This is a genomic window from Halodesulfovibrio sp., from assembly GCF_025210605.1.
In the GTDB taxonomy this organism is placed as follows: Bacteria; Desulfobacterota; Desulfovibrionia; order Desulfovibrionales; family Desulfovibrionaceae; genus Halodesulfovibrio.
In genome coordinates, this window is sequence record NZ_JAOARI010000032.1 from 57242 (window position 1) to 80502 (window position 23261).

General features: G+C 42.3%; 25 protein-coding genes and 1 tRNA gene. 15 read left to right on the forward strand and 11 right to left on the reverse strand.

The window, feature by feature from the left end; translation table 11 throughout:
- Positions 1-53 precede the first annotated feature (53 nt).
- From N4A56_RS12545 to bcp, 4 genes are all read right to left on the reverse strand, one after another.
- Entirely contained in the window at positions 54-482 is a 429-nt protein-coding gene (locus tag N4A56_RS12545) for an ACT domain-containing protein (protein ID WP_293669560.1), read from the reverse strand.
- Positions 483-739: 257 nt separating this feature from the next.
- Complete coding sequence (locus N4A56_RS12550) at positions 740-1240, reverse strand: phage holin family protein (RefSeq protein WP_295547732.1); 501 nt, start codon at positions 1238-1240, stop codon at positions 740-742.
- 94 nt (positions 1241-1334) lie between these two features.
- On the reverse strand, positions 1335-2378 hold the full coding sequence (locus N4A56_RS12555) for an AI-2E family transporter (RefSeq protein ID WP_293669557.1): 1044 nt from the start codon (positions 2376-2378) through the stop codon (positions 1335-1337).
- A 154-nt stretch (positions 2379-2532) separates the two neighbouring features.
- Positions 2533-3009, reverse strand: a complete 477-nt coding sequence (bcp, locus tag N4A56_RS12560) for a thioredoxin-dependent thiol peroxidase (RefSeq protein ID WP_295547735.1) — start codon at positions 3007-3009, stop codon at positions 2533-2535.
- Between the two features lie 191 nt (positions 3010-3200).
- On the opposite strand from bcp, the gene N4A56_RS12565 reads away from it, so the two are divergent.
- Positions 3201-4457, forward strand: coding sequence for a histidine-type phosphatase (locus tag N4A56_RS12565; RefSeq protein ID WP_295547738.1), 1257 nt, complete (start codon positions 3201-3203; stop codon positions 4455-4457).
- 309 nt (positions 4458-4766) lie between these two features.
- On the opposite strand, the gene N4A56_RS12570 is transcribed toward N4A56_RS12565, so the two are convergent.
- The 3 genes from N4A56_RS12570 to N4A56_RS12580 form a co-directional block, all read right to left on the reverse strand.
- Entirely contained in the window at positions 4767-5129 is a 363-nt protein-coding gene (locus N4A56_RS12570; protein ID WP_295547741.1) for a hypothetical protein, read from the reverse strand.
- A gap of 187 nt (positions 5130-5316) precedes the next feature.
- Complete coding sequence (locus N4A56_RS12575; RefSeq protein WP_293669551.1) at positions 5317-6633, reverse strand: M23 family metallopeptidase; 1317 nt, start codon at positions 6631-6633, stop codon at positions 5317-5319.
- 311 nt (positions 6634-6944) lie between these two features.
- Positions 6945-7370 carry a CBS domain-containing protein gene (locus N4A56_RS12580; RefSeq protein WP_293669550.1) on the reverse strand — a complete coding sequence of 142 codons (426 nt, stop codon included), beginning with the start codon at positions 7368-7370 and terminating at the stop codon, positions 6945-6947.
- Between the two features lie 181 nt (positions 7371-7551).
- On the opposite strand from N4A56_RS12580, the gene N4A56_RS12585 reads away from it, so the two are divergent.
- The 14 genes from N4A56_RS12585 (at position 7552) to N4A56_RS12650 (ending at position 18118) form a co-directional block, all read left to right on the forward strand.
- Entirely contained in the window at positions 7552-8196 is a 645-nt protein-coding gene (locus tag N4A56_RS12585; protein ID WP_293669548.1) for a protein-L-isoaspartate(D-aspartate) O-methyltransferase, read from the forward strand.
- Positions 8197-8200: 4 nt separating this feature from the next.
- Positions 8201-8785 (forward strand): VTT domain-containing protein, encoded by a 585-nt coding sequence (locus tag N4A56_RS12590; RefSeq protein ID WP_293669547.1) that lies wholly within the window; start codon positions 8201-8203, stop codon positions 8783-8785.
- Positions 8786-8863: 78 nt separating this feature from the next.
- On the forward strand, positions 8864-9766 hold the full coding sequence (locus tag N4A56_RS12595; protein ID WP_293669545.1) for an Mrp/NBP35 family ATP-binding protein: 903 nt from the start codon (positions 8864-8866) through the stop codon (positions 9764-9766).
- Positions 9767-10000: 234 nt separating this feature from the next.
- Positions 10001-10555: a CDP-diacylglycerol--glycerol-3-phosphate 3-phosphatidyltransferase gene (gene pgsA / locus N4A56_RS12600; RefSeq protein ID WP_295547748.1), complete on the forward strand. Its 555-nt coding sequence runs from the start codon at positions 10001-10003 to the stop codon at positions 10553-10555.
- 66 nt (positions 10556-10621) lie between these two features.
- The gene (locus N4A56_RS12605; RefSeq protein WP_293669541.1) at positions 10622-10894 is read left to right on the forward strand and encodes a hypothetical protein; all 273 of its coding nucleotides are present in this window, start codon (positions 10622-10624) and stop codon (positions 10892-10894) included.
- A gap of 2 nt (positions 10895-10896) precedes the next feature.
- Positions 10897-11208: a septum formation initiator family protein gene (locus N4A56_RS12610; RefSeq protein ID WP_293669540.1), complete on the forward strand. Its 312-nt coding sequence runs from the start codon at positions 10897-10899 to the stop codon at positions 11206-11208.
- On the forward strand, positions 11205-12110 hold the full coding sequence (locus N4A56_RS12615; RefSeq protein WP_293669538.1) for a hypothetical protein: 906 nt from the start codon (positions 11205-11207) through the stop codon (positions 12108-12110). The genes N4A56_RS12610 and N4A56_RS12615 overlap by 4 nt, the downstream gene beginning before the upstream one ends.
- Before the next feature lie 23 nt (positions 12111-12133).
- Entirely contained in the window at positions 12134-12907 is a 774-nt protein-coding gene (locus tag N4A56_RS12620; RefSeq protein ID WP_293669536.1) for a hypothetical protein, read from the forward strand.
- 276 nt (positions 12908-13183) lie between these two features.
- Positions 13184-14206 (forward strand): class 1 fructose-bisphosphatase, encoded by a 1023-nt coding sequence (gene fbp, locus N4A56_RS12625; RefSeq protein WP_295547752.1) that lies wholly within the window; start codon positions 13184-13186, stop codon positions 14204-14206.
- Positions 14207-14240: 34 nt separating this feature from the next.
- A complete protein-coding gene (tsaD, locus tag N4A56_RS12630) occupies positions 14241-15326 on the forward strand; it encodes a tRNA (adenosine(37)-N6)-threonylcarbamoyltransferase complex transferase subunit TsaD (protein ID WP_295547755.1) in 1086 nt (361 codons plus the stop codon).
- 164 nt (positions 15327-15490) lie between these two features.
- The gene (gene trxA / locus N4A56_RS12635) at positions 15491-15814 is read left to right on the forward strand and encodes a thioredoxin (RefSeq protein WP_020001787.1); all 324 of its coding nucleotides are present in this window, start codon (positions 15491-15493) and stop codon (positions 15812-15814) included.
- The gene (trxB, locus tag N4A56_RS12640) at positions 15814-16737 is read left to right on the forward strand and encodes a thioredoxin-disulfide reductase (RefSeq protein WP_293669528.1); all 924 of its coding nucleotides are present in this window, start codon (positions 15814-15816) and stop codon (positions 16735-16737) included. The genes trxA and trxB overlap by 1 nt, the downstream gene beginning before the upstream one ends.
- Complete coding sequence (locus N4A56_RS12645; RefSeq protein ID WP_295547760.1) at positions 16730-17461, forward strand: outer membrane protein assembly factor BamD; 732 nt, start codon at positions 16730-16732, stop codon at positions 17459-17461. The genes trxB and N4A56_RS12645 overlap by 8 nt, the downstream gene beginning before the upstream one ends.
- A gap of 324 nt (positions 17462-17785) precedes the next feature.
- Positions 17786-18118: a multidrug efflux SMR transporter gene (locus tag N4A56_RS12650; protein ID WP_293669524.1), complete on the forward strand. Its 333-nt coding sequence runs from the start codon at positions 17786-17788 to the stop codon at positions 18116-18118.
- A 412-nt stretch (positions 18119-18530) separates the two neighbouring features.
- Here the strand turns inward: N4A56_RS12650 and N4A56_RS12655 are convergent.
- From N4A56_RS12655 to mutS, 4 genes are all read right to left on the reverse strand, one after another.
- Positions 18531-18606 (reverse strand) — tRNA-Gln (locus N4A56_RS12655).
- A 552-nt stretch (positions 18607-19158) separates the two neighbouring features.
- Positions 19159-19809 carry a S24 family peptidase gene (locus N4A56_RS12660; RefSeq protein WP_295547761.1) on the reverse strand — a complete coding sequence of 217 codons (651 nt, stop codon included), beginning with the start codon at positions 19807-19809 and terminating at the stop codon, positions 19159-19161.
- A gap of 282 nt (positions 19810-20091) precedes the next feature.
- Complete coding sequence (locus N4A56_RS12665) at positions 20092-20535, reverse strand: hypothetical protein (RefSeq protein WP_295547763.1); 444 nt, start codon at positions 20533-20535, stop codon at positions 20092-20094.
- Positions 20522-23233: a DNA mismatch repair protein MutS gene (mutS, locus tag N4A56_RS12670; RefSeq protein ID WP_295547765.1), complete on the reverse strand. Its 2712-nt coding sequence runs from the start codon at positions 23231-23233 to the stop codon at positions 20522-20524. The genes N4A56_RS12665 and mutS overlap by 14 nt, the downstream gene beginning before the upstream one ends.
- Positions 23234-23261: the final 28 nt, after the last annotated feature.

Below are 23261 nucleotides of genomic sequence, written 5' to 3' on the forward strand. Positions count from 1 at the left end.
AAAACAAAAAAAGCCGGAGTAATCCGGCTTTTTTACTGCTGACAAAATGTCAATTAAGAATGCAACGTGGTGCCGGGGATAATAGGAATATTATTTTGTGATAAAATTTCTACAGCCTGATCTGTTTTGTCAAAACGGAAGATTAATGTGGCGTTGGTGCTACCAGGAAGAACAAATGCGTACATGTATTCAACGTTGATTCCATTATTACCAAGAGTATCGAGGATATAGTTTAAGCCGCCCGGCTTGTCTTCTACTTCAACTGCGACAACGTTGGTTTTGCCTACGGTGAAGCCTTTGTCTTTTAACACGGATTTTGCTTTTTCACTATTATCTACGATAAGGCGCAAAATTCCAAAGTCCGTTGTGTCAGCGAGTGAAAGGGCACGAATATTAATTTCATTCGTTGCCAGTGTGTTAGTTACTTCTGCAAGGCGTCCGGCCTTGTTTTCCAGAAAAACGGATATTTGTTCTACTTTCATGAGGATTGCCCCTTATTGTCTTCAGATACATAGATATAGACAATGTTTCTACCATTTGAAGTTGTGGTGGGCAATATTTAATACAACTTTGTCATAAATTTGCAGCTCCCTATGAGGGTGAAAGGCAGATGTACGTTTCGATTGCTGAGTGCTCTTCCAGTGTATTGATAGCAATGAATGATATTTTTGAGATTCTATGTGTTATTTTGAGCTCTTGTATTAGAGAATGACTTGTTATGGGTATAAATCTTGTTGAATCAACTTTGTTTTTTTTCTTTATGCTTTTTGACGACAAAGGCGAGGAAGCTCAATATTGGCGTTATACTGCCAATAAGCTCTCCTGAGCTGCTGATAACAGTTGCAATGCTGTCGTGTGTGCGCTTTATGTCTGTTGTTACACGATTTATTTCTGTTTTAATTTCGTTAACATCAGAATTAAATTCGCCATAGACCATCTCGCGAATTTCTTTAAGCATTTTTTCTTGTTCAGTGTTGCGGCTGGATCGATTGGATATAAGTACAAAGAGTAGAGCAAGAAAGCCGTCTACCAATGCTACAATTAAAGCTGCATTTGCATAGCCAAAAGGTACTGCTAATGCTTGATATCCCGCAAAAGTAAGCATTCCCAAAGCTAGCAGGGCAAAAAGTAATGCAACTATTTTACAAGCTGCCTGAGCTGCTATTCGCTTTGCTTGTATACGGAGCAATGCCATTTCTGACCGGATGAGAAGTTGAAATCTGTTCATTGAATCATTCATGCAATTCCCTTTATTTTTTGGTAAGTACGTGCAGGAAATCGGTCGGTACAACGAGCAGAACGGTTGTATTTTTTAGCGTAACTTTTCTAAGAAGCTATTCTTCTTCTGAGGGAGGTTGTGGTGCGGGCGCTAGTAATATTGCCAGCCATCGCGTTTGTGGATGCGCTTCTGCCCCGTATTTAATAACCATAGTGAGCGGGATAGAAAGCAGCATTCCAGCGGAACCGAGTAGCCAACCCCAGAAGAGTAATGATAAAAAAACAGTCAAGGTTGATAAACCGACTCTATTTCCTAGAATAGCTGGTTCAACCATATTGCCAATTACTATATTAACAATCAGATAAATACTTATAACTGCGAAAACTTCTACAGCGCCAAATTGAAGACCTGCCAGCAAAACGGCAGGTGCAGCTGCTATTATCGAACCAATATTTGGGATAAAATTAAGTGCAAAAGCAAGAAATCCCCATAAGGAAGCAAAATTAAGCCCAACAATACTCAAGCCAACTGTTATAAGAATACCTGTTGCAATGCTGGTTAGCGCTTTGATGGAAATGTATTGTTTAGTGCTTTTGATAACATACCGGTATTTATCAAGCAGCTCGCCACCATTGTTGTTGTCTATCGCTTGGATTTTTAGTGGAAGGTTTCGTGCTTCAATGAGCATAAACAGCACGGTGAACATAATGAGTGTGATGTTGCTCAAAGCGCTTCCAAGACCAGAAATAAATGAATTTGCGAAGCTTAAAACAAGATCTGGGTTAAGTGTATCCGAAATTCCCGAATCAGACATGTCTATGCCGTGGGAATTTAGCCATTCAATTGTACGTGAAACCATGCCTGATACTTGTGATTGATATTCTGGCAGAGATCGACTGAATTGGGAGATTGTTTTGCCCAGCAGCAGAGCAGTTCCGGCTTCAAAAAATAGGGTGACTATAATAACAATTCCTACTGAGAAAAATGTAGAAAGTCCTCCCCGTCTGAGAAAGTCAATGGGAACGGTGATGATGATGGCAATGAAAATGGAAAGTAGTAAAGGAATAACAATGCTTTGTGCGGATCGTGCTGCAAAGAGAATAAGCAGGGTGCAAGCAAGAGTTATGATAGTACTTTGTAATCTTGATGGTGAATGCATACACTCTCCTGAAGTGAGTATCAAAACGTGATATGATACCGGAATTGTATCGCAGATAGTACATAAAAACTATGTGATGATAACTAGATAAGAATGTTTGTTCAGTGCCGTGTGGTGCTAAAAAAAGAGTGGAGTTTTAAGCTCCACTCTTTTTTTATTCTGGATGTGTCTTCAGGTATTCAAGCACAACCTGAGCATGGTCTGCTGTTTTGAATTTATTGAAAACTTTTTCGATTTTTCCATCTTTTCCGATGATAAAACTTATGCGGTGGATGCCGTCATATACTTTTCCCATAAATTTTTTTTCTCCCCAAACTCCAAAATTTTCTGCAATTTCGTGGTTCTCGTCAGAAAGCAGTGAGAAGGCGAGCAGCTGCTTTTTAGAAAATCTTTCTAAACGAGAAACTGGGTCTGGGCTGATTCCAAGAATCGCAACTCCCATGGAGTCAAATGCATCGAGGTTGTCCCGCAACCCCTGTGCTTGTTTGATTCAGCCAGGGGTAGAGGCTTTGGGGTAAAAGTAGACAAGAACTCGCTCTTTTCCAGAAAATTCAGAAATACAGATATCTTCACCAGATTGATTGGTAAGGCAAAAATCTGGTGCAGGGTCACCTACTTTAAGTGTGTTCATGGTATCTCCTTGCCGTTTGTAACGCGTTTTGATTCGCAAAAAACTTCGAAAAAAAGTTTGAAGAAATGTACCTCACCTCTAGTTATATAGGGCAACAACGCTCCTTTGTATGATACCATGAAAACATTCGTAACTCCGTACTCGTGGTTAGAAACTACGGTTAGAGAGAACATCAAAAAAGTGATTTAAATATGTCTGCAAAAAAAGTTAAAAAAATTGTTGTGTTGATGCGTCACGGCATACGTGCACCTAATCAGACTATGGAAAAATTGGCTGAATGGTCACATCGCAGTTGGCCAATTTGGCCGGTTCCTCCCGGCTTTTTAACAGGAAGAGGAAGAGAGTTGATGGTGGCGTTTTGGCGACAGTACGAGTTGTATGAGCCTTACAAGTCATTGCTCGGAGAAGAAGGGCACTGTTTGACGCTAGATGATATCTTTATTCATGCCGACATTGATGAACGCACGCAGACAAGTGCGGCTGCTTTCGCTTCCGCTATATCTCCAGCGTGTCCTCCGCCATATTTTGTCACTACGGACAAAAAAATTGACCCTGTTTTTCATCCTGTCAGTGGAACAATTTGTAATGCTTCTCGAAAGAAAGACGAAAGCGATATTGTTACTATTGTAGAGACGTCATTTAGCAAGTTGGCAGATGAATTTTCTCCTCAGCTTGAATTTGTGACAGAGTTGTTAGGAGCAATGTCGCAGGGTACTTGCAAGGAGTATGGCATTGAGAAGAGTTGCGAATTGAGAGACCTACCTCCGCGTGTAAATTTCGCGAACAGCGGGCGGACTGTGAATTTACGCGGTGCTCTTGGAATAAAAGCAACTCTTATTCAGAACTGGTTACTCGAAAGTGCTCAATGGCCAGACAGATATCCGGGTTGGGGAGAGATCACCCCTGATATTCTTTCACAGTTGCTTGTCGCACGAGCTGCCATTTTTAATAGCCTGAATAGGGCGGCGCCGTATGCCCGCGATCGAGGCAGCGCTATATTAAGCGCTATGGCAGACTCTCTTTTAGGAAGACACTTTGACCCGCATGCAAATAATGCCAAATGTGTAGTGTACATGGGGCACGATACCAATATTGCACACGTAGCTGAACTGTTAGGGCTGGAATGGGATTTAGAGAACTTTGCCTACAATGACATCCCGCCTGCGAGTTTTGTTCAATTTATTCTTTGGGAAAAGCAGACGGGAGAAGATGTTATTACTGCTGAGTTTGTAGCGCAGCCGTTAGAAGTTATGCACAGTGTGTGTCCGGAAAATATTCGTGCTGGGGTGATTGTTAAGCAACTAGAATTTAACCCCGCTCCGAGTGAGAGGTTAGACTCCAGAGCCTTCGAATATTCAAGAGAAAAGTTTGCTAAGGTTGTGTCCGAAGTAATTAATCAAGACTGCATTCCGCATGCCCGTGCTTTGAAAAAGGGAACAATGAAATAAATATTTATTTTACAAGTTAACATAATCGCATGGGCTGAAAAAAGCACCTGACTTTAAATTTATCGAAATTAATACAAGTTCGTTACTTCCGTAACGGCAATTGCAACAAAAAGAAGATGACTGAAGGGCAATTCTATACGCAACTGCCAAGTGAAAATGAATTCATGTTGAAATAGAATTAAGGTGTTGCTTTGTATATAGAAAATAAAGTGGCGAAAAAATTACATTCGAAAAGTAAAAAAGAAGGCAGAAAAAAGAGCTTCAATTCGAAAATGAATTGAAGCTCTTTTTATGCATCATAGTGGCAGGTTATTTATTGTTGAAAAACAATTTACTCATAGAATCAATTGTCATTAGGACAGATTGAACTACAATTTCTAATTCATCGTGGCTAATGTTTTTCCAATGTAAGCCACAGATTATTGTGATGACGTTGTCGGTGTGTGGTTGAATATGTTCCAAGACTTTTTCGACAAGTACATATTCTTTATGGTTCGGTATTGTTGCCATTTGGTTTTGCCGACAGTTGTTGGCATCCAGATAGCTTGTCAGCGTTGCCCCAATATGGGGTTTTTCTCCTCCATAGATTGCGATTGTAATATCCGAACCCATAGGGATAAAAATAACTTCAATTTGAGAATCTCTTATAGATTGAATCGTTTGCTTAATCATATGGATTTTGCTTTTAGTAATGATTTTGCAGCTAAGCTTGGCTGAGACTTTGTCGATAGCGTGAGGTTCAAAAACTCCAAGTAAGAAGTTTGTTAACGCTTCGGTAAGCCGTTAAAAAAATGACAGCGAAACGTATGCATAAAAATAGCCCATACGGTGATCGCATGGGCTATTTTGTGAACAAGGATTAGTCAAAATTGAGCTTGTCTGTAATGTTATACTGAATCCAACGGTGATCGAACCATTCAATCGGAGTTACTGGAATACCCGACACGATGACGCCGAAGTGGAGATGATCTCCGCCGGACATGCCAGTTGAACCAGAAATACCGAGGATGTCGCCTTGGTTTACAACTGATCCGACCGTTGTTCTGATTTCAGTCATATGTGCATACAAAGTTTGTAAGCCGAGTCCGTGGTCTATAATAACTACGTTTCCGTAGATCCCAAGGTTACCTGCAAAGACAACGGTTCCTTTGTTAGCAGCAGGAATAGGGGATTGTTTACGTGATGCAAGGTCAAGCCCCAAATGGGTCTGCTGATCTATGACTTCGCCGTTGTACATGTAGCTTCTGCGATCACCAAACCCAGCGCGTGTGGCAGAGTTAGGGAAACGTAAGAATTTACCCTGCCATAAAATAGAAGAAGAAGTCTGGCGACCTATTTTGACAAGCGAATCACGATTTTTCTTACGGATTTGTCTGTTAACGATGAGGAAACGTTCAAGGTTCGTCGTTGCTTGCGGAGTGTCTTTGGCAAACGCGGACATTTGAGAGTTAAGGAACCTATCGCTTAATCGAATTTTATCGTGACGGAATTTTCGAGAAAGTGGATTAATGGAGAATGGCTGGTCATATACGTTGCCAGCAATATCCATTGCGTAAGCTGTAGGATTAAAATCTTTTTTATCTATGCTTTGTGGGAATGCAAAGAAGCTGATGTATGTTCCATCCGCCTGTTTATACCCAGGAAAGAACATATCGTTTACTTTCACGCCGGAAGTATTGACTGGCTCAGAGATGGTATACGCGATAACACCGGTGCCACCTTGCCAAATGTTTGGCGGAAGTGATTTTACGGTAATGCTAGGTGGGGTGTTATCCATTCGCATTACAACAATTTTACGTGTGGTGTTTCCTTTGCCGAATGCAGCTAATGAGGTATCCGTTGCTGTAATCAGCATTTCAAAAGAACCGTCAGAAACGGCTGCATTTGCGAGAGGAACGCTGAGAGTAATAGATTTTTTTCCTTGTGGAAAATTGGTGGCATATAATGGTATTGTTTTAGAATTCTTGCGAACTGCAATAGATAAATTCTTTAAATTTGATGTAACATCATGCAAGGATAAAGTGACAGTACTATTTTTATTGACTCGAGCATTCTCTTTATCAACAGCAATTATAGGACCTTGCTGGTCTTTGAACAACAGCCATCCTAAAATAGCTCCGCTGCAAATAAATGATAAGAATATAATGAAAAAGAAGGTTTTTTTAAGGCTCGCCATGGGCAGTCCCTTGTACAACGTTAATGTGGTGGAATAAGATACTATAAAATATTTGACCTAAGACAGGTTTTTTTGCTTGGTGCATTTGCAGCTTTACACGTATGAAAGCGTGCGTCGACTATATGGTTATTGATAACCCTGACTCAAAAAATAGATTATTTCATGAGAGTTGTGAATATGCCGACGTTGGTGGGCACCTGATGGTCGCACTCAATAAAGTGGAAAAAAGCACAGCAGCCGATGTGACATTACCCAGATACGCGTAATCTCACAAGTCAAACTATCGACTGCCGTATTAATTGTACGCTTTTTTATGTATCCAAAGCATCCATGAGATCTATGGTCAGACGTAAGAAGTCTGCTTCTGTTATTATCCCAACCAGCCTGTCTTTTTCCACGACAGGTAAACAGCCGTACTTATGGTTGAGAAGAAGTTCCGCCGCATCACGAAGGCTTGCGTCTGGTGCAACAACAAAGACATCAGTTCGCATTATTTCGGAAACAGGAATTGCGGCTTCTATTTCGTCTTGAACGTCTTTCTCAACGTCAGCAAGTTTCGACAGCGTTGATGATAAGATGTCTCTGTGTGTTATAATTCCTAAAAAAATATTGCCGCTTTCAACCACTGGGATATGGCGAATGCGTGCAAGTTCCATTAAGGATTTAGCCGCCATGAGAGAATCGGACTCTTTGAGCGTGAACAGATTTGTGGACATCAGGTCTTGTACATGCAGCATAGTGTTCTCCGTTTTTTCAAAATTTTCACAATGTTCATATGGTGTTGCAGAGTATTAAACCGTCGTATGACGGTTGACTTGTGCAGAAAAATCTGCTTCTCAAACCAAACAGATATGGTATTTAGTGTAACGTTTGGTTGTTTTTCTGACCATGACTATTTCACGTTAAAGGAATCTTATTTTGCCGTACGACTTAAAGCGTAACAGAGAGAGGATGGTTCGCGAGCAACTTGAAAAGCGAAACATCACTGACCAAAACGTGCTGCGGGCTATGCGTACCGTTCCACGGCATAAGTTTGTGCAGGATGCCATGAGGCTTAATGCATATGACGATAATGCGTTGCCTATCGGGTATGGGCAGACTATCTCTCAACCTTATATTGTAGGGCTTATGTCTGAAGCGCTTGAGGCAACAGAAGGAATGAGTGTGCTTGAAATTGGCACTGGTTCCGGCTATCAAGCTGCTGTACTTCACGCGATGGGGCTTCATGTCTACTCTGTAGAGCGAATTAAGGAATTGCATACAGCAGCAATTACCCTTTTCGCTGAGCTGGGGTACACCTCAACGCAATTTAAACTTGATGACGGTACGTTAGGGTGGCCGGAGAAGGCTCCGTTTGACCGTATTATTGTGACAGCCGGAGGGCCGGAAATACCGAAGCCGCTTGTTGACCAGTTGGCTGACCCCGGAGTTCTTGTTTTACCGGTTGGACGGGCAAAGCGAACACAGCAGCTTGTGCGAATCCGAAAAAATAACGGTGACATCACGTTAGAAAAGCTTGGCAGCGTTGCCTTTGTTGATCTTGTTGGTGCACACGGATGGTAATTGAATGAAAATGATGGCTAGGTTGATGGACTGGGTTTCCAGATCTGCAATATCTCCTAAAGCAAAGTGGACATTAGCTTTTATAGCGTTTACCGAGTCCATAATTGTTCCGCTTCCTCCAGATCTGCTTTTAATTCCAATGGCGCTTACACAGCGCAAAAAAGCTTTTTATTTTGCAACAATCTGTACCATATTTTCTGTACTGGGTGGAGCGGTAGGCTACTATATAGGCTATCATTTCATGGATTACGTAGGCATGCCGATAGTTCGCTTTTATCACCTGTCGGATGAATATGTTCGCATTAAAGAATGGTACGACACATACAACGCATGGGCAGTAGCAGCAGCGGGGCTTACGCCAATTCCCTACAAGCTTTGTACGCTTTCTGCTGGTGCTTTTAAGGTTCATTTCGGCATATTTATGATTGCGTCAGTGTTCAGCCGCAGTTTGCGATTCTTCGCCATTGCAGCCTTAATTTACGTGTTTGGCGAGCGCGCCCGATATTTTTTAGAGAAACGGTTTGATCTGGTCTTGATTGTAACTTTGGTACTCGGAATAGCCGGTTTTCTCGTAATAAAATTGTTATAATGACATATTGGTCTGCCCGATAGCTTGACTGATTGAGTAGACTGCTTATGTAGTCATTAAATATAAGGAGTTACAAACATGTCTTCTTGCAGTGGCTGCTCCTCTTCGAAGGAACTTACTCCGGGGAAAGAGATTCCAGCTAGCCCAAAAAAGAATATTCAGGACGAAATGATTAACTGTACGCTGGATAAAATCCGTCACAAGTTATTCATTATGAGCGGTAAAGGTGGAGTGGGAAAAAGCTCTGTTACCGTAAACACTGCAACAGCTCTTGCTGCGAAAGGATTTAAAGTAGGTATTCTGGACGTTGATATTCACGGTCCAAGTATCCCTGGTCTTCTCGGTGTTAAAGATACAGGTCTCGAATCTGATCGCGGTGGTTTGTTGCATCCGGCTAAAGTTAATGAGAATCTGTATGTTGTGTCTATGGATTCTTTGCTGAAAGATAAAGACACAGCAGTGCTCTGGCGTGGACCTAAAAAAACTGCGGCTATTCGACAGTTTGTTTCCGACGTCAACTGGGGTGATCTTGATTTTCTGCTTATCGATTCCCCTCCGGGCACTGGTGATGAGCACATGACCGTACTCAAAACTATCCCGGATGCTACCTCTGTTGTTGTTACAACTCCGCAGGAAGTCTCTCTTGCAGACGTTCGTAAGGCTGTTAACTTCCTTCAGTATGCAAAAGCCAGTGTGCTCGGTGTAGTTGAAAACATGAGCGGTCTTGCATGTCCACACTGTGGTGAAGAAATCGAACTGTTTAAAAAAGGCGGCGGTAAAAAGCTTGCTGAAAAATATGGTCTCGAATTTCTTGGCGGTATTCCGCTCGATCCAGCTACAGTAGTAGCGGCAGACCGAGGCGTTCCTGTTGTTATGCTTGAAGAGGATACTGCTGCAAAACGCGGTTTCCAGAATCTTGCAGATAATATTGTAAAAGCGCTGGACTGTAGTCTCGAATCTGTTTCTTCAGATAACTCATAGCGTTTATCCCAGTATTTACTCGGGATTGGCAGGCATTGAGTTGATTTTTGCCGTGCTATATGAAAAAACCATGACGAATTTGTCATGGTTTTTTTGTAAAATACAAAAAAATACTTCAAATAACTCTAGATGCTATCAATATATTATAATTTGGTGTCTTGGCAGTCTTTGCACCTCGTATGAACTGTGGTACACAGCGTTATCTTGAAAAAACCAGCTAGAGGTAGAGCACACATGTTTAATTTGGCGAACAAGATTACCATGTTTAGGATTTTGTTGGTTCCGTTTGTAGTAGTACTACTGTACTTCCCAAGCAAGACCACATGCTTACTTGCATTTTTACTTTTTTCTCTTGCATCGATATCTGATTTAATAGATGGATTCGTTGCACGCCGTGAAGGCATGGTGACAAGTTTTGGCAAATTTCTTGATCCACTTGCAGATAAGTTGTTGATTTCATCAGTGCTTATTATGCTTGTGGAACTTGGTTGGGCACCAGCGTGGGTGGTGATTACTATCATCTGTAGAGAACTTATCGTAACAGGGTTACGCGCAATGGCTTCTGATGAAGGCATTGTTATTGCCGCAGATAAGTACGGTAAAATGAAAACGGTAATGCAAATGCTTGCACTTTCACCTATGATTATTCACTACCCGTTGTTCGGGTATGATGTTGCCGTTGTTGGTGAAATACTTCTTTACATTGCACTTATCCTGACGGTATTTTCTGGGGGCAACTATCTTGTTGGCTTCTACAGAAATTGGTTGCAGCAGGACAATAAAAAGTAACATTTGCTGCTGAGACAATATGGCAAAAAGTACATTCCTTTTATGTCAGACTCGCAAGGAAACTACATGAAAGAACTTGAAGAATTGAAAAGCAGGTTGCGTAATTGCCTGCATACAATTCTTGAGCTGGAACCTGATCTTGATGACATAGAGTTAAGTCATGATTTGCGCGATGAATTCAGTATGTTAAAAATGCTGATTGAGCGAATCAATGAGATGGAACTGGTTGAAGATGATGTTGTCCGCATCGAATCTGCAACAGCAAACTTTTTAGAAGAGCTGCAGTTCCCTATGTCACATGTAAAGGTCACTGCTGAAAAGCGACGTTTTTTACAGTAACTATGTTAGTAAAACGAATTCTGTTGGCGTTATCCGTACTGCTTAACCTTGCCCTTATTACTTACTTGTTTGTAGGTGACAATGGGCTTGGGAATTATCAGGCGCTTAAAGCCGATACATACGCTTTTACACAACAGCAAAACAAGCTTGATGAAAAAGCGTATCAGTTAAGTCATGAAATACGACTGTTGCAGAGCGACTCTGAGTATATTGAGAAAATTATCAGAGCTCGCCTTGGTTTTGTTAAGAGTAACGAGATATTGTATATTTTTCCTGATAGCAAAATAAAGATTCCTGTTGGAGTGCGTGAATGATTCAAGCAAAAATTAAGTGGTATAAGGAAGTGTTGGAACTCGATCCTGGTTCTAAGGTGTTCTTTCCACTTGCGCGACTCCTTGTAAAAGAAAAGGATCTTATAGAAGCCGTTTCTGTTCTGAAATCAGGTTTAGAACGGCATCCTGAGCATTTTGAAGCTCGGCTGCTGTTGCTGAATTGTTTAGAACGGGTTGAAGATTTTGAGCAGATTGATTCAGAACTAGGGGCTCTTGGAGAAATCCTTAAGCGATATCCCAAGTTTTGGAAAATTTGGGCAGGGCTGCTTTCTGCGGAACCCGGTTCTCAAGATGCTGCCCTTGCTATGACCTTTCTTGCTGCTGCGTTTGAAGAAGCTCCAATCACTTGGCGTGATGTTATAGATAGAGGGCTTCAGGCTTGTCTGGAAGAAAACGCTGAAAATTATCTGGCTTGTCGCCCTGAACCGGCAAAACAAGCTGCTCCTTCTCCAGAGAGCGTGGCTAGCGAAGAACCTGCGGTAGAAGAGTTTGTGGAAATGGCAGTACCAAGTGCTTCACCGCATGAAACTTCTCAATTAAAAAGCTTAGCAGAATTGGAAGGTGAGATTCCGCTGATACGCAAACAGGAGACTGCGTTTGACGGCACCATGGAAGGGGGAGAATCCATTTCAGAGCGCACCTTATCTATGGCGCGTATTTTAGCAGATCAGGGTGATCTGAAAGGGGCTCTTGAGATCTGTGATGAACTCACAGAGCAAGTAACAAGCAGAGAAGAATTAGAAAAAATTACAGAGCTTCGATCAGATATTCTGGATGCACGAAATAACTCTGCACCAGAAAAGGCTGATACTGCAACAAGCAAAGATAGAATAGTTCATACGCTTGAAGCGCTTGCAGAACGTTTGGAAGCCCGGGCTTCGTAGTTTTTTAGTTTCAGGAGATTGTATTGCGTTATTCATTGAGATGTGGTGTTGCGTTGTGCGCGCTGCTGGTGTTGGTAACTGGCTGTAAGCAAAGTGTAAATAATACTTGGCGCGAAACTAAAGGGTATTACAACGCCTATGTGAACACCCCTGCTGAACTCAAGTTTGATAAAGTAGACGTTATGACAGTCGAGGAAAATTTGGCTGTTATGTACACCCCGATTGGGGAAGAGCTTGAACAGTTTGTGCGTACGATTGACGCAAAAGATGTTCTTCCAGATATTGCGTGGATTGATAGTACCATGAAGCGCTTTCCGTGGCTTTCAGGTATTGCTGTTGTAAATATTGAGGGCAAAGTGCTTATGCAGCGTCCAACTGTCAGCATGAAGCCTTTGAATGTTGCACCGCTTCTTGAAGAAGATAAAAATTATGGATTCCGCAAATTACGTGGCTTTGTAGATGAAACTCCACTTGGCAATGAAGCATATGTAGCTATGCCGTTTTTTGTGGATAATGAAATGCGTGGATTAGTTGTGGCGCATTTTGATGCTCGCAACCTCGTAGAACTTTCGCCAAATCCAGAAAATCTTGTTGTTATAGCAAATCAAAAAGTGCTGTGGAGTGGAAAATACCAGTTTGAAAAGACTCCATTTGCGCAAATTGACTGGAAGCAAATGCTTGGTGAAGACAGCTACGGCGTTTTTGAAGAAAGTGGTACATCATACACTTGGCTTGTTCAGTATATCGGCAACATCCCAATGGTGTTTGGAACTGCGACAGATCAAGCTGCTAGTTAACGCATCTTATTGCATAGATGAATGACTTTACAATAAACAGTTTGACTCTATGGTGCATTATGCATAGAGCAAACAGCTTCATGAATAATTAGTAAGAAAAGGGTACCTGCATTGATTTTTTCAGTGCAGGTACTCGTTTTATGTCAGAAACCTGCTGGTAGAATATATAAAGTTGGTTCGGACCAGCTGCATTATATTTACGGGTAATTGACAAAACCTAGTTCCATTGTACTATGAATGAATTAACTTTTATTCATAGATAGTTAGGAGTACACCATGCGCCAAGTAACCGTTACAGAACATCTTTTATTGCATCAAACCAAAACTCCTGATGCATCTGGTAAATTTACTGCACTATTTTATGACCTCATTTTGGCGGCAAAAACCATTTCTAAAACGATGAACAAAGCAGGGTTGCTCGATATTCTCGGAGCAACTGGCGAAATCAATGTTCAGGGTGAACAGGTTCAGAAACTGGATGCATATGCTAACCGTGTTCTCATCCACCGCATGGAACGCACCGGTGTATTATGTGCAATTGCCTCTGAAGAGAATGCAGACTTTTTGCGTATTCCTGCGCAGTACAAGCAGGGAGAATATATCCTAATATTCGATCCACTTGATGGCTCTTCCAATGTAGATGTTAACGTAAACGTCGGTACTATTTTTTCAATTTTACGCCGCAAATCCCCATCCAATAATGATGTAACACTTGGTGATATCTTGCAGAGTGGTGTTGAGCAGGTTGCCGCGGGGTATTTCCTGTATGGTCCTTCTACCATGCTTGTATACTCTACTGGTGATGGCGTGCATGGCTTTACGCTTGATCCTAGTGTTGGTGAGTTTTTGCTTTCCCACCCAGACCTGCGTATTCCAGAACAAGGTAAAGTGTACTCTGTAAACGAAGGCTATTACCAGTACTGGGATGATGCAACTCGCGAGGTTATCGAGTACTTTAAAGGTGATGCCAACCCGCTTGGTAAGCCATACTCCGCGCGCTACATTGGTTCCCTTGTTGCAGATTTTCATAGAGGTTTGCTCAACGGTGGTATTTATATGTACCCTGTGGACAATCGCAACCCGGGGAAAGCTAAAGGGAAGCTACGCTATTTATGTGAAGCATCTCCTCTTGCATATATTGCAGAGCAGGCTGGTGGTGCTGCGACAAACGGAACTAAGCGTATTTTAGAATTGCAGCCGGAAGAGCTGCACGAACGAGTACCACTCTTCATTGGATCTAAAAATGACGTTGAAGCTGTGGCAGAAATTTATAACAAAAGACGTAGCACAGCTGAATAGCTGGTAGTGATGATACGGACTATGGAATAGTTGTATGTTAACGTTAGGTATTGAGTCCTCGTGTGATGAAACCGCATTTGCACTTGTTCAGGACGGAAAACTGCTCGATAGTGTTATTTCGACACAAATAGATATTCATGCATTATTTGGTGGTGTAGTTCCAGAGATTGCATCCCGCGAACATTACCGTCTGATAGGGCATTTATACGATTCTTTACTTGCCAAAACTGGGATTGATGCAGAACAAATAGATAATGTTGCAGTATCAAGAGGTCCCGGCTTGCTCGGAAGCTTGCTGGTTGGTGTCGGCTTTGCCAAAGGGCTTGTGGCTGGTACAACAAAGAAGCTGATTGGTGTTAACCACCTGCATGCACATTTGCTTGCCGCAGGATTAGAACAGGACATTGAGTTTCCTGCATTGGGGCTGCTGGTATCCGGCGGACACACCCAAATATTCCTCATCCGCGCAGCTGATGATTTTGTTGAACTAGGTAAGACTCTTGATGATGCCGCAGGTGAGGCTTTTGATAAGGTCGCAAAGATGTTGAATATGCCATATCCGGGAGGCAAGTACATTGACCAGTTGGGCAAACTTGCAGAGCCGGATACGAAACGATTTACACGACCATACCTTGACAATACAAATCTAAACTTTAGTTTCAGTGGGTTAAAGACCGCATTGAATTTGTATATTGAAGCTCATTCACACTTAAAGCTTCCGAGCTTGAATGATGTAGGTGAGTTGTTCAATGGAAACCGTGATGTAGCAGAGCTTGCTGAACTTTGCGCATCTTTCAACTTTACGGTTGCGGATACGTTACGGGTTAAAATGCAACGTGCCATTACCCAGCGAAAAGAAGCTGGGGATGCGGTTAAGAGCATAATTGTTGCCGGTGGAGTTGCTGCAAACAGTATGATTCGCGAAACGATGGCGGAAGTGGCAGAAAAAAATAAACTTACGTTCACGTTGCCTTCGTTTGCTTTGTGCACTGATAACGCTTCAATGGTTGCGTATATGGGTGAACAACTGGTTGCAAAAGGGTACTCTCACGGGCTGGATTTAGACGCTATCCCTCGTGGTAGAAAGATTCCGCAGGACTATCTGCATAGTTTGTGTTAGAAATTGAAGAGTGAGCGAGAAAAATTGACTCACTCTTGACACTGCCTTACAGGCTTACTAATTGTAGTTTTCAGTAAATACAACCTCCTGTAGATATTTGCTGAGTTCTGAACGCAATGACCGTCTGGTCAATTTTTTAATGTTTAGTAAAAAAGGAGCGAACAATGGCTGCTCAAGTAACAGATAGCAATTTTGAAGCTGAAATTCTCGAATCTAAGATTCCTGCTCTGGTGGACTTCTGGGCTCCTTGGTGTGGCCCTTGCCGTGCTATGGGACCAGTAATCGACGAGCTTGCTGCTGAATATGAAGGCCAGGTTCGTATCGTAAAAATGAATGTTGATGAAAACCCTGGTACTCCAAGCAAGTATGGCATTCGTGCTATTCCTACCATCATCCTTTTCAAAGATGGTGAAGTGCTCGAGCAAGTAACCGGCGCAGTTTCTAAAAGCAGCATTCAAGATATGATTACCAAGAAGGCTCTTGGCTAATGAAAAAATACGATTGCTTTGTAATCGGGGGCGGTCCGGCTGGAATGACGGCCGCCCTTTATCTTCTTAGGTCGGGGGTAACAGTGGCGATGGCTGAAAAGCTGACGCCCGGCGGACAAGTTCTGCAGACCGAGGAAGTAGAGAATTACCCGGGCTTTCCTAAAGGCATTAAAGGCTATGAACTCGCAGATGTTTTTGCAGAGCATCTTGAGGGATACGAGTTGGATCGCTACACAGAGCCGGTAACCTCTCTCCAGCATGCACATGGCGCGAATAAACTGAAAGTGGGCGATCAAGAAATTATTGCTCGTTCCATCATTATTTGCACTGGTGCCCGTTACAAAAAGCTTGGTCTCCCCAATGAAGAATTTTTGACAGGCAAAGGCGTATCTTATTGCGCTTTATGTGACGGTAACTTTTTTAGAAACCAGACTGTTGCTGTTGTCGGTGGCGGAAACTCCGCTTTGGAGGAGTCTCTTTATCTGGCAAAGCTGGTTAAAAAGTTGTATCTCATTCACAGACGTGAAGGCTTCCGTGCTGCAAAGTACTATCAGGATAAAATTAAAGCTTCTCCAGTTATCGAAATTGTTAAAAACACCATTGTTAAAGAATTGCATGGTGAAAATGGGTTAACTGGAGTTCTTGTAAAAAATTTGAAAACAGAAAAAGAGGAAGTAGTTCCTGTTGATGGTCTGTTTGTTTTTGTTGGCTATGAGCCAAACAAAGAATTGCTGCCGGAAGGTTTGCAAACAGATGAGATAGGTTTTATTTTGACCGATATTGAAATGCGCACCAACTTGCCGGGTATTTTTGCTGCCGGTGATTGCAGGGCAAAACAATGTCGACAGGTTACAACTGCTGTTGGTGATGGTGCCACAGCAGCCAACTCCGCTTTCCTCTATTTGGAACAACTCAATGCGTAGAAAGTTTCTTCGTTTTTTAGCCATTCTTCCACTGCTCAGTGTTTTGTCTGGCTGTGGTATTATTGACTATTTTTATCTTCCACCACCTGAGGATACTGCTCAGGAAATATTTGAAGCTGGCAACGATGCCATGCGTGATAAAAATTACGCACAGGCTAAAGAGTATTTCACAACTCTCAAAGATAAATATCCGTTCAGCCCATATGCCGTGGAAGCAGAACTTTCTTTGGCGGATGCGTACTTCCTTGATGCAGATTATCTGTTGGCAGTGGATGCATACAAGGAATTTGAATCATTGCATCCGCGTCATAAAGCGATTCCGTACGTATTGTTCCAGATCGGAAAGGCGCACATGGATAGCTTTGTTTCAATCGACCGTCCGCAAGACAACGTTGCAGAAGCATATGAGTATCTTACTCGTCTTAAAGAGTCATATCCGGGGACGGAGTATGCAGAAAAAGCTACTGCATTGATGCAGGAAGCTAGAAAGCTTATGGCGGCGCATGAAGTCTATGTTGCAGATTTTTACTGGCGGCGCGAAAGCTACGGTTCTGCATACGAACGTTATAAGTTTGTACTTGAGAACTTTAAGGACGTTCCTGACTTCCAAGAGTACGTAAAAGAACGTGCTCGACTTTCCTACCTTAAAAAGGCTGAACAAGAGGCAGAGCTTCTTCGTAAAGACCGTGAAGGTTCTTGGAAAGATTATTTCGAATGGCTGTAATAAGTCGTTAGTGATTTCAAATAAACTCCCGCATGGCAGTGTCATGCGGGAGTTTTTGTTTGTAGTTGAGTAGAGAGAAAAGTGCTTACTGATGATTAAGGAATGTAAGGCGCGAGAGTGCGTTACCTTTGTTTTTGAATCCTATTTTTTGCTGCTGTTTTTCTGAGCCAGAGGACGCAACGTCCCTAAAGATAAGACATCTTGTCTAATTATAAATATTCTAATACAACTCTCGCTTAGGTAAGATGCCCTTGAAGCGAGAACGTGTATCGACGTGTGAGTTTCAACTTCTTCGACTCAAACTATAATCTGTGAAAAAATATTATGACAGCTTACGCAAATCTTCTTGCAGCAATTGTGCTAGAAGTTATAGCAACTAGTGCCTTAAAGGCGTCAAACGGTTTTGCAAAGTTGGGACCAAGCCTTATTGTTATCGTTGGATATGTCGCTAGTTTTTATCTTTTTTCTATGGTGCTTAAAACAATGTCTGTAGGTGTGGCATACGCTATATGGTGTGGATTAGGCATTGTTTTGGTCACATTAGTTAGTATTTTTTTGTATGACCAAGTTCCAGATCTTCCAGCTGTTTTGGGAATGTTCTTAATCCTTCTGGGTGTATGTGTGATTAACTACTTTTCAAAAACTATTATGCACTAAATTAGGTATATTTCCCTATTTAGAAGTAGATAAGAGGTTATCCAGTTTATGGGTAACCTCTTTGTTTTTGATAACCCAAAAGACAAACAAGTGTGGGGCGGTTTGTTACATTCATTTTGGAGTAGCTGGTCGCAATCTAATCTGAATAGGGTAGACTCCAATAATAGCTGAGTATTTTGAGAGGGGGAGATTTAAAGTTCGAACCGGACAACGTAATTGTCGCTCAATACTCCTGCTCGTTGTAAGTGTGTTTAACAGTTTCTTTGGTGGAAGCTTGTTTCAGGACGAGACAGTTTTTCCATAATAAGTTCATTTGCAGTGAGCTTTTTAGGACGGGACAGTGCAAATAAAAAAAGCCATCGATTTGATCGATGGCTTTTTTTATCTTGAACTCTCAAGATGAATTGTTGTTTGGCTGGGACGGCAGGACTCGAACCCGCGGATGTCGGGACCAAAACCCGATGCCTTACCAACTTGGCTACGTCCCAGCAGCAGCAACAAGAGCGTGTATAGTGAGGAGCTTGTGTTTCGTCAAGCAGAAAATTTATTTTTTTTATATTTAATTTCAAATTACATGAAAAATTGGAACCCTAATTGAATTGTTTTACTTAATGTTCAATGTATTTGTTTGAAATAAATAACTTTTTAAATCGATCTGCTGAGAACAGGATTTTATGTGATGTAAATAAATTTTTCACTGATATTTTAGCAAGTTCTACAGCAGATACTCATTTGTTTAGCGTAGCGCATCTATATGCAGAGGCTTGTGGCAATGTGGACATATAATTTGTGGATGATGACTTTTTGAATCAAGCACTGTGTATGTCCATAACCCAGATTGTTTCACATAGTTAACCAAAAGAACAAATCCACAAGTACAAAATCTTTTTTGCATGACAGCCTCTTTGTTTATAAAAGTTAACAGGGTTTGCCAAATAATTTTGAGATAAGCTGGCAAGGTGAAATTTAGAGATGTTGCTAGAGATGCGAATTGATGACGTGTTGCTTGTTTCAATCGTACCACTAGGGTTTTGTTGAAATTAGTAGTCTCTAGAAGACCAAACTATTTTCCCGATAATGCGGAAGGACAGTAGTTCATCCCCTTGCAGTTCGATTGGTGAGTATGCTGAATTGTCACTTGTAAGGGTAACGTTATGCTGCGTTGTGAGAACTCGTTTAATCATAATGGAATCCTCAATGCCGACTGCATAAATTGTGTTTGGATGAATCGTCGTTTGCGACTGGTCGACAAGAACAGTATCGCCTTGGCAGATAAACGGCTCCATGCTGTCACCAGTTACATCCATAAGTACCATTGCTGAAGGAGTACCCTTTTTTTCTAGCCATGACTGCTTGAAAATATGTTCTTCAATGGGAGTAGCTTCTATTTCAAAAGAGCCTCCGCCTGCACATAGTCTTGCATACACCTTCGGAACTGTGCAGGTGGCTGTGTGTTCTTGCACGAAGGAGGTGGGCACTACCTCCGGCTTCCCAACACCAAATTCGAGCCAATCGGCAGAAAGTTGAAAAGAACGCGATAGTGCCAGAACCCATTTTTGTGGAATAGAATTTCTTCGCTTAGCTTGTGTGATAGCAGAGCGATTTACGCCAAGGGCTTTTGCCAAATCGTGTTGCGTCGCAATTGAAGTCGCTTGCCGGACGCGAGTAAAAAAGACTTCAAATTCAATCATAGTTCTCTCAAGGCACTAGGATACGTTTTTATCATTATCATTTTTGAATCTGCTATGAGTGACAGATTTGTTTTGATGTATTGTTCTATCTTATAAGAAGGAAAAGCTACATATATCTTTTTGAATACAATTTAAAACTATCTGTAAACAAAGCCCTTTCAGCTTGTGTTGATATATATAAACACAAGCTGAAAGGGGATCAATGAGAAAAAGTACAAATACAAGTTGTGACAAAAAAGCGCCCTGTTGAGGGCGCTTTTTTAAATTGCTGTAGATTGCTGACTAAGGCATTTCTATAAAGTATTCTTTCGAAACAGCATCAGGCATACCGAAGTATTTGCTTTTGGCTGTAACCTTCATACGGTAGAGCGAAGAAATTTGAGTAGGGCAGATGCTGGTCTTAAATTGTCCGCTGTTACTGATAAGCCCCAATTCCCCCGGTGAGAAAATAAATTCTTCATCTGATTGGAAAGGACAGCCTGGGCAGTCTGCCTCTTCGCCTGCTTTCTGTAATTCGATGAGAATTTCATCAATGTTCGTCATATTGCCAGAGAGCTTGCCGTTTACGTTTATGCACGGTGGTTGTACAGATGTTTCTATGGAACTCCATTTAAAATAATCTGAAGAGCTAGCTGGTGTCGGATCACTTTTAAAGCCACAACCAGCGACGGCTATAACTAATACACAGGCTGCCATTACACTGGTAAGGCGCTTAATTGGCGTCATTTTGTTCTCCCCACAAGAGTTTCCACTCTGTAAGTTGTTTTAAAGCATCCATTGGAGTCATGTTGTCAGTATCAAGGTCTTTCAAAGCTGTAAGCAAAGGGTGGTCGACAGGCTCTGTGCTTACAGGTGGAGTTTTTGCAGCTTTATTTTTTACCGGAGTTTCCGGCATACCAGGTAGCAGACTTGCCATGGCTGTTGCTTGTGTTTGGCTGGAGCCTTGAGAGTTGCTTTCAAGTAACGCAAGAATCTCCTTTGCCCTTTTTACAACATTAGCAGGTACTCCTGCAAGGTTCGCAACTTCAATGCCATAGCTTCTGTCAGAAGGTCCCGGCACAAGACGGCGAAGAAAAACAATTTCACCGCCCCATTCTTTAATGGCGATATTCATGTTGTGGACTCCGGCAATTTTTCCTTCAAGTCCAGTAAGTTCGTGGTAGTGAGTCGCAAATAATGTCCGGATACCTTTCGACTTGCGGCACAACTCCTCAACAACAGCCCAAGCTAAAGAAAGCCCATCGAATGTTGAGGTTCCACGCCCGATTTCATCAAGGATAATTAAGCTCCGTTTTGTCGCCTGTCGTAAGATCCTCGCTGTTTCCATCATTTCTACCATGAACGTGGATTGTCCCTGAGCAAGATTGTCAGATGCTCCGACACGAGAAAATATTCTATCTGCAATGCCGATAGTTGCTTCCCGCGCAGGGACATACGAACCCATTTGCGCCAGAATGCAAATGATTGCCATTTGCCTGAGCACGGTAGATTTACCAGCCATGTTGGGACCGGTGATGAGAAGGAGTTTACGCTTGTCGTCCACTCGCAGATCGTTAGGAATAAAGTTGGAACTTCCTTGCACAGCTTCTACAACAGGATGCCGACCATCTTTAATTGAAATGTGGGTTTCATTATGCAAAGCAGGGCGTGCCCAATTCCATTTGCGTGCAGCTTCTGCCAGACTTTGCCAGTAATCTAATCCTGCGAGTAAATCTGCCATAAACAGCAGACGGGAGCGGGCTTCCGCCATAGTATCTCGCATTTTCTGGAAAAGTTTGTATTCAAGACTCTTACGCTTGTCCGTCGCGGCAAGGAGTTTTTCTTCCAGCTCTTTAAGCTTTGGGGTTGAATAGCGTTCTGAGTTTGCGAGAGTCTGACGGCGTACAAAATAGTCAGGCACGTTTGCAACGGAGCCTTTTGGCACATCAAAAAAGTATCCAAACACACGGTTGTATTTCAGCTTCATTTTTTGAATGCCGGTAGCTTCCTGTTCGGACTGAAGCAATTCCTCAAGTTTGGATTCTCCATGTTCGCTCAACTCTATAAGCTCATTGAGTTCGTTATGGAATCCATGCTTGAAAAGACCTCCCTCGGTAATGAGGTTCGGTGGATTATCCACAAATGCTTTGTCGAGCAGTTCGTGATAATCAGCAAGGTCATCCCAATGTTTGAGTAATTTAGTGAGCCACGGCGGGAGCGTTAGCTGTTGTTCCTCGTCCATGGTAGTATAGTCGGAACCTGCCTGAACTTTTGACAGTACTTCGCGTACAGTAGGCAACGTGCCGATGCTTTGTCGTAGTGCAACAAAATCTTTAGGCGCAGCGCGGTTTAACTGGATACGGGTGCTGAGGCGTTCAAGGTCGTATACCAGATCAAGTGCGGTACGGATTTCTTTGCGCAAATTGTCGTTAACGAAAAAGTATTCAACCGCATTTTGCGTTTCAATGATTGATGTAATGTCGCGCCACGGATGCCGCATTCGTTCCGCTAAAAGGCGACCACCCATTGGCGTAAGTGTGTGATCTAAAACTTGCCAGAGGGTTCCGAGTCCCTTTCTGCCATCAAGAGTTTTGAACAACTCTAGATTGCGCTCGGTAATGTCATCTAAGATAAGATGCTTAGAAAGATTCAGTGGCTTGAATCTGGAAAGATGTGTCAACTCGCTTTTTTGTGTTTGCTTGAGATATGTGAGCAGAGCACCACATGATCTTACAAGCTCGTTGCTTTTTTCAAGCCCTAATGCACCTAGCTCAGCGATGTTTTGGGAGGCTAAAATCTTTTCGGTGCTGCGTTTCAAATCAAAGAAAGCTTTCACCGGCTTTTTAAGAACAATCGTTTCTGTAAGAGCAAACGATGGAGGCGGGGTAAGCTCTTCTGGAATAATGAGTTCGCGTGGTCCCATTTTTTGTGCCCACTGCCATAGGTCAGCTTGCTTTTTCAGCTGCATTCCTGACCAGTCACCAGTGGAGTAATCGACCCATGCAAGCCCACCTTGATTGTTTTTGGCATCCCAGTACAGGGCACCAAGGAAGTTATGTCCTTTTGCAATCAGGTTTACATCTTCCACCACAGTGCCGGGAGTCAAAATGCGCTTAACTTCTCGTTTTACAAGTCCTTTCGCTTCGCGAGGGTCTTCAACTTGCTCGCAAATTGCAACGTTGTGCCCCTTAGCTAAAATTTTAGGCAAGTACGTTTCTACAGCGTGATACGGTACGCCGCACATTGGAATGCGAAATTCGGAGTTAGAATTGCTTCTACTCGTAAGAGTGATTTGAAGATCGCGTGCGGCAATTTCTGCATCTTCGAAGAAAAGCTCGTAAAAATCTCCCATGCGGTAGAACAGGAGGCATTGTGGGTATTGATCTTTGATGTGGAGATACTGCTCCAGCATCGGGGTCAATTTTGGAGGACGATTTGCAGTCATATGTATTTAGGTGTCTGATTGTTAACGT